This is a genomic window from Blastopirellula sp. J2-11 (assembly GCF_024584705.1).
Taxonomy (GTDB): Bacteria; Planctomycetota; Planctomycetia; order Pirellulales; family Pirellulaceae; genus Blastopirellula.
This window is the reverse complement of sequence record NZ_CP097384.1, coordinates 5,049,726-5,063,007: the sequence shown is the minus strand read 5'-3', so window position 1 is coordinate 5,063,007 and position 13,282 is coordinate 5,049,726. Positions and strand designations below refer to the sequence as shown.

The 13,282-nt window shown below is 56.3% G+C and carries 8 protein-coding genes; 5 read left to right on the top strand and 3 right to left on the bottom strand.

Features of this window, described 5'->3' with window-relative positions; genetic code table 11:
* Positions 1-10: 10 nt before the first annotated feature.
* Positions 11-502 (bottom strand): HEAT repeat domain-containing protein, encoded by a 492-nt coding sequence (locus tag M4951_RS19960; RefSeq protein ID WP_262023389.1) that lies wholly within the window; start codon positions 500-502, stop codon positions 11-13.
* A 68-nt stretch (positions 503-570) separates the two neighbouring features.
* On the opposite strand from M4951_RS19960, the gene M4951_RS19955 reads away from it, so the two are divergent.
* Entirely contained in the window at positions 571-1,668 is a 1,098-nt protein-coding gene (locus M4951_RS19955) for a PAS domain-containing protein (RefSeq protein WP_262023388.1), read from the top strand.
* 5 nt (positions 1,669-1,673) lie between these two features.
* Here the strand turns inward: M4951_RS19955 and M4951_RS19950 are convergent, their stop codons facing one another.
* A complete protein-coding gene (locus M4951_RS19950) occupies positions 1,674-2,669 on the bottom strand; it encodes a Gfo/Idh/MocA family protein (RefSeq protein ID WP_262023387.1) in 996 nt (331 codons plus the stop codon).
* A 184-nt stretch (positions 2,670-2,853) separates the two neighbouring features.
* On the opposite strand from M4951_RS19950, the gene M4951_RS19945 reads away from it, so the two are divergent.
* The 4 genes from M4951_RS19945 (at position 2,854) to M4951_RS19930 (ending at position 10,566) form a co-directional block, all read left to right on the top strand.
* Positions 2,854-4,965, top strand: coding sequence for an esterase/lipase family protein (locus M4951_RS19945; protein ID WP_262023386.1), 2,112 nt, complete (start codon positions 2,854-2,856; stop codon positions 4,963-4,965).
* Positions 4,966-5,381: 416 nt separating this feature from the next.
* The gene (locus tag M4951_RS19940; protein WP_262023385.1) at positions 5,382-7,982 is read left to right on the top strand and encodes a PVC-type heme-binding CxxCH protein; all 2,601 of its coding nucleotides are present in this window, start codon (positions 5,382-5,384) and stop codon (positions 7,980-7,982) included.
* Positions 7,983-8,079: 97 nt separating this feature from the next.
* Positions 8,080-9,843, top strand: coding sequence for a HEAT repeat domain-containing protein (locus M4951_RS19935; RefSeq protein ID WP_262023384.1), 1,764 nt, complete (start codon positions 8,080-8,082; stop codon positions 9,841-9,843).
* An 18-nt stretch (positions 9,844-9,861) separates the two neighbouring features.
* Positions 9,862-10,566, top strand: coding sequence for an N-formylglutamate amidohydrolase (locus tag M4951_RS19930; RefSeq protein ID WP_262023383.1), 705 nt, complete (start codon positions 9,862-9,864; stop codon positions 10,564-10,566).
* Here the strand turns inward: M4951_RS19930 and M4951_RS19925 are convergent.
* Positions 10,537-13,170 (bottom strand): response regulator, encoded by a 2,634-nt coding sequence (locus M4951_RS19925; RefSeq protein ID WP_262023382.1) that lies wholly within the window; start codon positions 13,168-13,170, stop codon positions 10,537-10,539. The two genes, M4951_RS19930 and M4951_RS19925, sit on opposite strands and share 30 nt — an antisense overlap.
* Positions 13,171-13,282: the final 112 nt, after the last annotated feature.

Below are 13,282 nucleotides of genomic sequence, written 5' to 3'. Positions count from 1 at the left end.
ACCCAATCGCTTACATATTTGCGAGTGCTTTGGTCGCCAAGCGAGCCAGTCGCGGGTCAGTCGACTTCGCCGCTTGTTCCAGAGCCGCTTTTGCAGATGCGGTTCGCACGCCAATCTGATCGATCGCCCAGACCGCTTTTTGTTGGACTGCGATCGCTGGATCGCTGGTAATCGCAGCAAGTAGTTCCGACGCATGCTGTGCTGCGGACTCGCCGAGTCGGCCCAACAGTGTGGCCGCCCAAAAGCGAACATCGGCAGCGGATGAAGCCATTAACTGCGCGAGGGCCGGGGCATCCTCGGGCGAAGGAGATTCCAGCGTTTCCAACGCGCCCACGGCCGCTTCTCGAACCGACTCATCGGGATCGGCCGACAAACGACACAGCGGGACTGCAGCGCTACGCGACTCGGGACCGATTTGAGCCAATTTTTCACAAGCAGCGAGACGAAGCGACACATCGCCGCTGTTGAGGTGATCCATGAGCTGCGATAGATCGGTTGCCATCGACATTTCCTTCGTTCGATTCCGATTGGGTAAGTAGGACCAGTCCATTTTCAAGAGGAGTTTGCTCTGTGACGACGGACGCCGCCAATCAATATAGCCAAGTGACGAGAATTAACGAGTTGATCTCACGACTGGATCGACCGGAAGGTGATGCAAGCGGTGGCATAAACGCGTTTCTGGAAACGATCGCCGCCAGTCCTGGCGAATCGCTTTACATTTCGGAAGTCGATACTCGCTGGACAGCGATTTGCCTCTTTGGCGCGATATCATCGTTGCTGCCCGCCGCGTTGGACGATTTCCTGGATCATGATCTCTCCTTGCTCGAGTTGGTTCATCCCGAAGATGCAGTGCGAGCGATTTCGGCGGTTGATGAAGCAATCGGTAAACGACAATCGTTCGACTTGCTTTTTCGCGTTCGTCGACGTGATGGCGGTTGGCGATTGTTGCGCGATCGAGGTCAGGCGATTCTCGACCGACAAGGCCAGCCGCGATTCTTGGCGCATCGACTTTCGCCGGCGTCTTTGTCGGGGACCGCGTCCAGCGGAGAAGAATCGAAGGCGCTGCGTGCAATGGTACGGAAATTGGAAACCGAGCAACGACTGACCGCCTGTGAAATCCATGATGGTTTCGTGCAATTGGCGACCGGAGCGTTGATGCACATCGAGGCGTCCGCCTTGGAGAATGACGAGTTGCGGCAGGCCAAACGCTTACTACGCGAATCGATCGACGAAGCACGCCGATTGATCGGGGGACTGCAGCCAGCGGGATTAGAAGAAGCCGGCGTTCCGGCGGCGATCGATGAGTTCTTGGCCAGCGCCCACGCCTATTTTGATATTCCGGTTTCACTCCATTTCGACGAGAGCTTTCCACGTCTTACTTCCACCGAAGAGACGGCGTTGTTCCGCATATTGCAAGAAGCGATCTACAACGCCAGCAAACATAGCAAGTCGGAACGGATTCGAGTTCGCCTGCGTCATGTTGATGGCTTAATTGACGCTGAAGTCCGCGACTGGGGACTTGGCTTTGATTCCACTGCAATCGGCAACACAGGGTTTGGACTGGTCAGCATGCGTGAGCGTGCGAAATTACTGGGGGGCCGCGTACAATTGTCCAGCGTCCCAGGCGAAGGGACGATCGTACGGTTCCGATTTGAAGCGAGTCGCTAAGTTGGCTACCGCGCGTCGCGATAGATTTGCTCGATAACTTCGTTGACGCGCAGACCATCTTCGCCGCTGACGTGCGGAGGACGACCTTCCTCAATCGCGGCGACAAAGTCGGCGATCAACGGCACGTTGTAGTTCGCGTGCGGAGGATGATGTTCGACCTGATCACCGTCGCAGGTGCGAATCACCAACCGGCCCGAGTTGAGCGGCGTCGCATCGACGATTCCTTGCGTTCCAATAACGGTCCATGAATCGGGATCATGCACAGCGTCAAACAGACAGGTGACGCTGGCTTGGGGCCCGTCGTCGAAACGGAGCGCGAAGGTCGCCACATTTTCGACCGCGTCGGGCGACTTGCGGGAGCAGATTCCTCGGATGTCGATGACGTCTCCAAAGAGCCGCAGCAGGACGTCAATCCGGTGGCTGCCGACATCCATCACGGGCCCTCCGCCTCCTTCTTGCGATTTCACTCGCCAGGGCAGGGAGCCATCTTCCTCCAGGACAATCGGCGCTGAACAGGCGATTTGCACCGCCAGCACTTTGCCCAGTTGTCCGGTCTGGATCAATTGGCCCAGGCGCTCGATCGCCGGGTAAAACGGGCGATAATAGGCGACCCCCAAGGTGCGATTGATTTCTTTCGCCGCGTTGATCATCAACTCGCACTCGGTCGGAGTCAGGGCCATCGGCTTCTCGACCAGCACATGCTTGCCGGCGGCCAGCGCCGCCAACGTTTGCGGCAAGTGGAGATGGACCGGAGTTGCGATATAGACCGCGTTGATCTCTTCGTCGGCGAGCAATTGATCCGCGGACGGATATCCGCGCGGAACCGAAAATTCGTCGCAAAACGTTTTGAGCGAGTCGGCGTCGCGGCGACAGGCGGCCAACAGTTCGCAGCCGTCGACCGCTTGGATCGCGGCTGCGACCCGTTTACGGACGACATCGCCGCACCCCAATATTCCCCACCGTACCGTCACATGCGTCCCTTTCGCTGGAAACGAAATCACCTTTGCACGAGTCTGTCGCGCCTTACCGAGAGAAGCAACCAGGGAAGCGCCAAGCGGAATGACCGGTAATGTCGGTAAGATTGGCGCCGATTGTAGAAAGATCTCCGAAATCGTAGGGAAGAAAATTTGCGTCCCTCTTAACGGTGAGGTAGCGTTGCTCGGTTATTCTTTCGGAGTAGGAAGCATGCTGCAGATCATGAGGATCAACGCCGCGACGAGCATCGCCTCGATTGCCGTCGTGCTCTGCGCCATGCAAACCGGCTGCCTTTCTCACAGTCGCGGTCGCTGGAATCCGCCGATCATGGCCGATCCCGATCCCGCTTCGGCTCCGCGATCCTCTTGCTTTAGCGTCGTGCCGTGCGCAGCGACCTTAGAATTGATCGAGCCGGGCAATGCGATGCGCATTCCCGATGTCGAGCCTGCCGATCTCCCTCCCCGTTTGCCCAACGACGGCGGATTTTGGCGTAACCCAAACCTCAATGCGGGGCCGCAGCGTCTGCCGCCGATCGATCAAGAGACGCCGACTCCGCTTCCCAGCAATCCCCAGTGGGGCGAACCGGTCATGCCGCAGCCGTTGCCCGACGGCGTGATCCAGCCTGCGCCGATTGCTGAATACGAAATCGAAATGAAAACCCCGCCGCGCGACGATCGGTTGCTGTTGGCCGAAAGCTATTACGCGATGGCGGTCGACGCCGATCGAAAGATCGACGAGCATGCGATGAGCTTGTATCTCGACTCGATACTAGGAGCGTGGGACTATTTGCAGACGGCGCCGGCGGAGAATGATATTTCGAAGAAGACGGGACGCGCTTGGGAAATTTATCATTCGAGCCTGGCGCGGCTAATTCATATCGCGGCGGTGACGGGACGCATTGAAAAGAATATTCGGATCAAAATACCGGAAGACTACGGCTTTCGGGTGCTCGAGATCGAATACGCCGGGTTCACCTGGCGGGCCGATGAATTTGACGAGTGGAATGTGGTCGGAGACTACCATTCGAAATATCTGCTGCATCACTACAAACGCCCTGGATTGGGAGTGCCGTTAGTGATTGTCCGTCATCGTCGGCCTGACGATCAATTCTTGCCGTCGAAAACTCCGTTTAACGCAACGGCGGTGCTTCGTCCACTAGATGACGAATGCCAAGTCGAGATGGATACGCCGACGCCTGATTGCGAAACGCATGTCGAACGTTTGGTCGGCTCGCTGCAGTTGTTCAATCCGGATGAAAATGATGATGTTGAATTCCGCGAATGCCAAACGGTGCTCGCCGCCGATTGGACAGCGCTGTTCGCTTATCTCTTGAGTCACCCGCAACAAGAGATGCAGCGTTCGTCCCATCATGGCAGATCCGATCCGCCGCCAGCTGGGTTGTTCATGCTAGAGCCGCATCAGCCGGGTCGCATTCCGGTCGTGTTTGTGCATGGCTTGCTTTCGGCGCCGTACACCTGGGCGGCGATGGCCAATGAATTCTATGCGTATCCCGAACTGCACAAGCGATACGAAATTTGGGCGTTTCAATATCCGACCGACGAACCGTTCTTAGAATCGGCGGCCGTACTGCGGCGTCAGTTGGACTGCGCCGTTCAATGTAGTGATTCGGACGGGACCGATCCGGCGCTCGATAACATGGTGGTGGTGGGGCATAGCATGGGGGGCCTGATCGCCAAGCTGTTGGCCGCCAACAGCGGAAATACGCTCTGGCAACATGCCGCTTTTGTGCCGATCGAAGAAGTCGTCGCGCCAAAAAAGGAGCGCCTCCGGCTGCAGCAAAGCTTTTTCTTTTCGGCGACCCCTTACGTCAAAGAAGTCGTCTATATCGCGACGCCGCACCAAGGCTCTTCGTGGGCGCGGCGCTGTTTGGGGCAAGCGACCTCCTTGGTGATTGAAGGGGTAGAGCATCGGGAAGAAGAGCATAAGAAAATAGTGAATGCGAATCCGGCCGCATTTCGCGAAGAGCTGCGCCGCCGACCGCCAACCAGCATTGACTTGTTGGAGCCCGATAGTTTGATCTTGAAGGGAATCTATGACTTGGACGTCGCGCCGGAAGTGCGTGAACATTCGATCATCGGACGAGGCTGGTGGTCCATTCATGACGGCGCCTCGGATGGCGTGGTGCCGGTAACCAGTGCGCGTTTGCCAGGCGTCGATACCGAAGTGATGGTTTCTGCAACGCATACGCATCTCAATAAGCATCCCGGAACCATATGCGAAGTGCTGCGCATTTTGCAGCAGCACGCCGATCAACTTCCTTGGGTCCAGCCGCATCTAGTGGGGCAAGCGGCGACGAATTAACCAATTTGCATGATTTCTTTCGCACAGATCGGCGTGGAGCCGCTGTTTGTGCTTCTTGTCCCAATTTCGGGGAATGATCTGGCGCTCTAAACGCGAACTCGTGGTAAGAGTCGCCTTCGATCGGAAAAGTACGATGGTGCGCTATCAAGCCGACGGCGGACTTTGTTGTTTTGCGGCAATTTTACGGCTGATTCAGACATCGCCTTGAAAATGTCCGCCGTCCAGCCGCCCGAAATTGGTCGCCGACGCTTCCCCCGTGCTGGCGCGGTAGGTTATTATAGAAGAATTGTGTCCCCCACCCCAATGGAGAGGGTTCGCAGGTCGCATCGTTCCTGCCAACACTTGGCCCCCCCTCCCGACGACCTCGCCGCCGTGCGATTCGTCCTTTTTTCTACATTGCCGGAGCAGAGTATTTCATGAAGATGGCGTCGAAGTTATTTGCCCTGACCCTGTTCGCCGCTGCGATTTCGCTGGCCGGCGCGGTTCGAGCCGAATCGAAGCTTGAGCTGAAAAAAAGGGACAAGATCGTCTATATCGGCAACACCCTAGCCGAGCGGATGCAGTATTATCCGCGATTTGAAACCTTGTTGCAGGCTCGCTTTCCAGAATTAGAGTTGCAGGTTCGCAACTTGGGCTGGTCGGCGGACGAAATCGAACTGCGTCCCCGCAGCAAAGATTTCCAAGATCATGGCCACAATCTTGAAGATCACAAGCCTGACGTGATCTTGGCCTTCTTCGGATTCAACGAATCGTTCGCCGGACCGGGAGGACTGCCGAAGTTTGAAGAAGATTTCACCAAGTTCGTCAAAACGACTTCGACCACCAAGTACAACGGCGAATCAGCGCCGCAATTGGTGATTGTCTCGCCGATCCCGAACGAAGATCTGCATAGCCGCACGTTGCCCAACGGCCAAGTGAACAATAAGAACATTGAACTGTACGCCGCCGCGATGAAGAAGATCGCCGCAGCGAACAACGTCGTGTTTGTCGACGTTTACGCTCCGATGAAAGAAAAGCTGGCGGCCGACACCGATCTGACGATCAACACCGTTCATCTGAACGATGACGGTTACAAAGCGTTCGCCGAAGTTCTGGACGCCGGTTTGTTTGGCGCGGCGCCCAAATACAAATGCGATCTGGAGAAGCTGCACGCCGAGGTCTTTGAAAAAGATCTGCAATTCTATTACGACCATCGCGCGGTCAACGGCTTTTACATTTACGGCGGACGGAAGAATCCGTTTGGCGTCGTCAACTTTCCGGCCGAATTTGAAAAGCTCCGCAAGATGATCGCAGTGCGCGATCAACGTATCTGGGCGGTCGCCGCCGGCAAAGATGTTCCGGCGAAGATCGAAGATTCGGGTACCGGTGAGTTCACCAAAATCGAATCCAATGTCGATCGTCCGATCTCATTTGACACGCCCGAAGAAGCGCTGAAAAGCTTCAAGTTGCCGGAAGGCTACGAGATCAATCTGTTCGCTTCGGAGCAAGACTTTCCGGAACTGCGTAACCCCGTTCAGTTCGCTTTCGACGCGAAGGGGCGTTTGTGGGTCGCAACGATGGAAAGCTATCCGATGTATCTGCCGGGAACTCCGGTCGATGACAAGATCTTGATCTTTGAAGACACCAACGGTGACGGCAAAGCGGACAAGAAGACGGTGTTCGCCGATGGTCTGCATCTGCCGACCGGTTTGGAGTTGGGGGATGGCGGCGCCTACGTCGCTGCTCAGCCGAACTTGATCTTTTTGAAGGATACCGACGGTGACGACAAAGCGGACGTCAAAACCTATCTGCTGCACGGTTTTGACTCGGCCGACTCGCACCACTCGCTGAGCGCCTTCACGTGGGGACCCGGCGGCGCGTTGTACTTCCAGGAAGGAACATTCCACCACACGCAAATCGAAACTCCGTACGGTCCATCGCGTGTTAAAAACGCAGGCGTTTTTCGCTACGAACCGTTGACCGCCAAGGTCGACATCTTCGTTTCCTATTCATTCGCCAATCCGTGGGGGCATACGTTTGATGATTGGGGACAAGACTTTGTCGCCGACGCATCGGGCGGAGCCAACTACTTTGCCGCCGGCTTTAGCGGCGATGTCGATTACCCCAACAAGCACCCGGGGATGAAGCAATTTTTGAAAAAGCAGTGGCGTCCTACTTCGGGTTGCGAATTTGTTTCAAGCCGCAACTTCCCAGAGTCGGCCCAAGGCAATTACCTGCTGAACAACTGCATCGGCTTCCAAGGCGTGTTGCAGTACAAGATGAAAGAGGATGGTTCGGGCTTCGCCGCCGACCCGGTCGAACCGCTGTTGCAGTCTTCGGACCTCAACTTCCGCCCGGTCGATTTGCAGTTTGGTCCGGATGGCGCGTTGTACATCGTTGACTGGTACAACCCGCTGGTTGGTCATATGCAGCACTCGGTTCGCGACCCGAAACGAGACAACACGCATGGCCGTATCTGGCGCATCACCTACACCGGCAATGACTTGGTCAAACCGGCCAAGATCGCCGGCGAGTCGATTCCGAATTTGTTGGAATTGCTGAAGTCGTACGAGTACCGCACGCGTTATCGCGTTCGTCGCGAATTGCGTGAGCGTGACGCTCAACAGGTCGACGCCGAATTGGCCAAGTGGATCGCTGGATTGGACGCGAATGATAAGTTGTACGAACACAACTTGTTGGAAGCGCTCTGGGTAAAGCAGAATCTTGACATGGTCGACCAGGACCTGCTGGCCAAGTTGCTGCGTGCCTCTGATCCGCGAGCCCGCGCTGCTGCGACGCGCGTCCTGTGCTATTGGCGAGATCAGGTCGAGGAACCGCTCGCGATGTTGCAATCGCAAGTGAACGACGAGAACCCTCGCGTTCGCTTGGAAGCAGTTCGTGCGTTGAGTTTCTTTGATACGCAGGAAGCTCTCGATATCGCCTTGGAATCGCTCGCCTACGACCAGGACTATTACCTGGAGTACACGTTGGGCGAAACGATCAAGACGCTTGAAGGTCGCGTTGGCGCCAAAAACTAGTTGCCGCAAACGCTTGGTGATCATGACGGAGTCACCCGGACCTGGTTCGGGTGGCTCTTTTCAATTACGCAACGAATACCCTCAAAAGGTTCGATCTATGAGTTTCCGTCACTTCAGCTTGCTGACGACGGCGAGTTTCGCTCTCTTGCTAATGGTTTCCTCGGTCTCGGCGCAAGGGAGCGTCGACGCGATGGTAAAGATGATCGACAGCGGTCGCATCACCGAGCAGCGTCTACCGCAAGTCCTCGATATGATTTGCAAACGGGCCAACGACGAGAACCTGGCTTTCGTCTTTCAAATGGCGATCAAGCCGGATGGCTTTCCGGCGGCGGTTCGACCTGACGCGCTGAAGTCGCTGCACGAAGCGGCCGTGAGTCGTAATGCGGTTCCTACCGGCGATCTGTCGGCGATCGGAGAGCTGCTGAAAAGTGACGATCGAAAAACGCAAACTCTCGCGGTCGAACTGGCCGGTCTGTGGAAAGTGGAAGGTTCGCTCGACGCGCTCTCGAAACTAGCGACCGAAAAGAAGACCGGCGCTAAACTGAAAAAAGCGGCGGTCAACAGCCTGGCGATGATCGGCGGACCGAAAGCGGTCGAGACGTTGGAGAAATTGACCCAGCCGAATCAGCCGTTGGCGGTTCGCTATCTAGGCGCGTCGGCATTGGTCGACGTCGATGTCGACAACGCAGCGATGATCGCCGGGAAAATTCTGGCTGGCGCCGATACTTCGACCGATCCGGCGGTGATGATCGACGCTTTTCTCGCCCAGCAATCAGGGCCGACCAAATTGGGCGCCGTTCTGGCCGAAACCAAATTGACGCCGGATGTCGCAAAGATGTGCTTGCGGCAAATGTTCGCCGTAGGTCGGAGCGATCCAGAACTGGTGACTGTACTTTCAAAAGCGGCCGGTATTGATGACGACGCGCCGACTATGACCGCCGACGAAATCAAAGCGGTCGCCGCTGAAGTCTTGCAAAAAGGGGACGCGCATCGCGGAGAAACGCTCTTCCGCCGCGCCGATTTGAACTGCTTCAAGTGTCACTCGCTAAGCGGCGCCGGCGGCCAGATTGGTCCCGATTTGAGCGCCGTGGGGGGGAGCAGTCCGGCTGATTATGTCGTCACGTCGATCTTGTATCCCGAACAAGCGGTCAAAGAGGCCTACACGACGCGGACCATTTTGACGATTGACGGCAAGGTCTACACCGGCATCGTCGCGGAAGAGGATGATGATCGCGTCATCATGAAACAGGCGAGCGGCCAAGCGGTCGTGATTCCGGTTGACGATATCGAAGACGAAAAAGAAGGCGGCTCGCTGATGCCGAAAGGGCTGGCGAAGTTCCTGACCCATGACGAATTTCTCGATTTGGCGCGATTCATCTCGGAACTCGGCAAGCCTGGTGAATACAAGATTCGTACCGAGCCGACCGTGCAGCGGTGGCGCGTGTTGACGGAAACCCCGGCCGAACTAGCCGCCGGCGTGCCGACGATCGGCGAACTGGAAGAGTTGCTCATCCAGGCGCCGGAGGATGCCTGGACTCCGGCGTACGCAATGCTTGCAGGGGCGCTGCCGCTGGCTGAATTGACGGCGGACGAGCGACCGGTCCTTTACCTAATGGCCGAAGTCGACGTGGTTGTCGGCGGTAAAGTTCAAGTTGGACTGAACGAGACGACTGGAGTTTGCGTTTGGGTCGGTGATGATCTGCTGCCGGAAGGAAAGCCGGAAGCGGTCGAGTTGGAACCCGGCAAGCATGCGATCTATTTACGCGTTGATCCGGCGTTGTTCCCCGCGAAAACGTTGCGTGTGACGGTCGATCGGCCTGCTGATTCGCATGCCGAGTACACCGTCGTCAGCGGCGCCTAGTCGGAAAGTAACCAGCGTATGGATGCGGTTGTTCTTTCGTGTGAGCATGGCGGCAACGATGTGCCGGCAGAGTATCAACCCTATTTTCGCGACGCCGAGCAGGTCTTGGCGTCGCATCGCGGCTGGGATCCCGGATCGCTGGAGATGGCGGGCGCATTTCAACGTTCGACCGGAGCGCCGCTCATTACGGCGACGGTATCACGGTTGGTGGTCGAACTGAATCGTTCTCTTGGTCATGCAAGCCTCTTTTCCGAGTTCACGCGGGATCTGTCTGCTGATGAAAAGCAGGCGATCCTGGCTCAGTACTATACGCCTTATCGAACCGAAGTCGAAAAGGCGATCGCTGATTTCTACGATGCCGGGCGACGTGTGATTCATCTGTCGCTGCACACGTTTACGCCAGAGCTGAACGGCGAAGTGCGAACCGCCGAGATTGGGTTGTTGTACGATCCGCGGCGACCCGGCGAAAAGTCGTTTTGCGCCGCTTGGCGAGCGCGGTTGGTGGCCTTGCGAACCGATATGCGAGTCCGTCTGAACTATCCTTACCTGGGAAAAGCGGACGGGCTGACAACTTCGCTGCGACAGAAATATACGGTCGATCAATATGTTGGCGTCGAACTGGAGGTCAATCAGCGATTGGTCGCAGATACGGACGCATGGCGAACGTTGATCGCCGATCTGGCGCAAACATTTTTAACGGGCGTTCGACGTCCCATGAGCTAGTTCCAGCGAAATCGATTGCTCGAGCTCTTTCAACAGATTGCTGACGCTCTCGGCAAGTTCGGCGTCGGGGCGATTTTCCAGCGATTCGTTCGCTTGATTATCGCTCTCCAAGTCTTGCAGGCGATTGAACCAACGCAATAGCGAACCGCGGCTGATCACTCCGGTCGGGCGACCTTCGCGCACAACAACCACACGACGAATCGATGCGCGGTTCAAGAAGTTGTAGATTGTTTCGGCCGTGTCGTCTTCTTCAAAGTAAACGACGTCGGAACTCATCGACGAGCGAATTGGCTGATCCCAACGGGCGACGTCGGTCATATGACTCATCAGGTCTTTTTCCGACAGCACGCCGCACAGCATGCCGTTGCGATCGACGACCGGCGCCGAGTTGATCCGATAACGCAGCAGGAAGCGTAGAGCGCTGCGCGCCGTATCGCTTTCTTGCAGCGTCACAATCGGAGAGGTCATCACATCATGAGCCAAAGCATTCGCCAGCGGCGTGCCCCACTCCTTCACCGGGTTCGGCAATTCAGCCGATTGGATGGTCGCAGAACGACGAACGACTCGATTGCGCCCTAGCTGTTTTGCGATCACAATCGCTTCTTCGGCTAATTGAATTAACTTATCTAAGTTGGTCGTATCGGCATGGGTCTGCGCGACCCCAAAACTGGCGGTCGTTGTCAGTGTTTGTCCATCGATGGTGACAGCGCTGCCTGCGAGCACTTTGCAAAGACGCTCCGCAAACTGCGCAGCTTGGGATTCGTTTGATTCGACCATGGCGATCAAAAAGCGATCGCCTGCCAAACGACAGACATAGTCGGTCAATCGCGTATGACCTTGCACGACCTGGGCGATGCGTTGGATTACCTGGTCGCCTGCTTCATAGCCATATCGGTCATTGATTTCTTCGAATCCATCCACGTCGAGCACGATGCACGACAGCGGCAGATGATAGCGAATCGCTCGAAACCATTCACGTTCAAGTTGTTCGTCTAATTGACGACGCGTCGCCAGCCCGGTGAGCGGATCATTGCGGGACAGCCCAGCCGGACGATTTTCGAGCGCGACCACGCGCGATGCAGCGTGCAAGCGGGCCAGCAGTTCGTTACGATCCAATGGTTTGGGCATAAAGTCATCAGCGCCGGCGTGGAAGGCGCGTAGTCTTGTCTCGGGGCGCGTGTCCGCAGTAATGACGATCGTATAGATATAATGAGTCAACAGCGCATCCCGCGTCCAGCGGCAGACCGTTTCGCCATCGATGGTCGGCATCATCCAGTCGGTAATGACGTACTGGGGTTGGTTGGTCTGAATCACACGCAACGCAGAGGCGGCGTCGCCGCAGGTCGTGACTTCATATCCAGCTTCGGACAGCCATGATTCAATCAACTGTCCCATGTTCAAATCGTCTTCAATGACCAACACCTTCGGGTTGGTCGAGATCGGCGAAGCGGCGTATTCCAGCGTCTGACGAAAACGGGGCGTCGCCAGACGGCGATCGGAGTTCGAGTTGTTAGCATTCGATGTTCGTCGTGCGATCATCGAGAACTTGTCAAAGCAAGCGACGAACGCCTGGACGACGGTTGGATCAAAGTGTTTACCGCTTTCCGAAACGATCATCTCGTAGGCGTTCTGAACCTCAAACGCTTCTTTGTAGACCCGTTTAGATGTCAGCGCGTCAAAGACGTCGGCGACCGCGACAATTCGAGCGCACAGCGGAATGTCGCGGCCTTTGAGGCCCTCAGGATATCCGGCGCCATCCCAGCGTTCATGATGATGGCGAGCGACCTGGGCCGCCATGCGAAAGAAGTCTCCCTTGGAACTGCTGCGAGCGACTTCATCCAACGTTTGGGCTCCGATTTCGGCATGCCCTTTCATCACTTCGTATTCGTCCGGAGTCAGGCGACCCGGTTTTAACAAAATTGCGTCACTGATGCCGACTTTTCCGATATCATGCAACGGACTGGAACGATAGAGATCGGACAGAAAAGCTTCGTCAATTTCGTCGCTGTATTCACTATTGCAATGCAGTTGTTCGGCTAGGATCTGCGAATATGCGCGCATGCGGACCAGGTGTTCGCCGGTCTCCACATCACGCGAGTCGGCGAGCTTCGCCAGGGCGAACACGGCGATATCTTGCGTCGCTTCAATCGCTTGAGCGCGCGAATCGACGATTCGTTCCAGCTCGTGGGAATATTTTTGCAGCTTGTCTTCAGCGCTTTCGGCACGATAGATCGCATCTTGCAGTCGCAAGTGGACCTGGATTTTGGCGAGCAACTCGTGGCGGTTGATCGTCTTCAGGAGGAAGTCGACCGCTCCGCTATTGAAGAGAGCAAGCCGTTTCGCCGAGTCATCTGTGCTGCTGAAGATAAGAATTTGCGCCAAGTCGCAGCATTTCATGCGACGCAACTCTTCGCAAAGATCGTGGCCGTCGCCATCGGGCAATTGCAAGTCAAGCAAGATCAAATGTGGCAGAAAGCTCTCGACTATTTCGCGGCATTCATGCACGTTGGATGCAACGGCGACTTCGTAAGTCGAATCGAGCAAGTCTCGTAGTTCCTCCTGAACAAGCGGAGAATCGTCGACAACTAAGATGCGATGTTGCATGGGAAATCCAATCCAGCCCCCTGGATTCAAACGCGTGTCGCGAAAGCCATCGGCTCATACACATGTCGAGCGTATGAAAACGATAGGGCGCAGCACGCTTGCGGCAATCCGA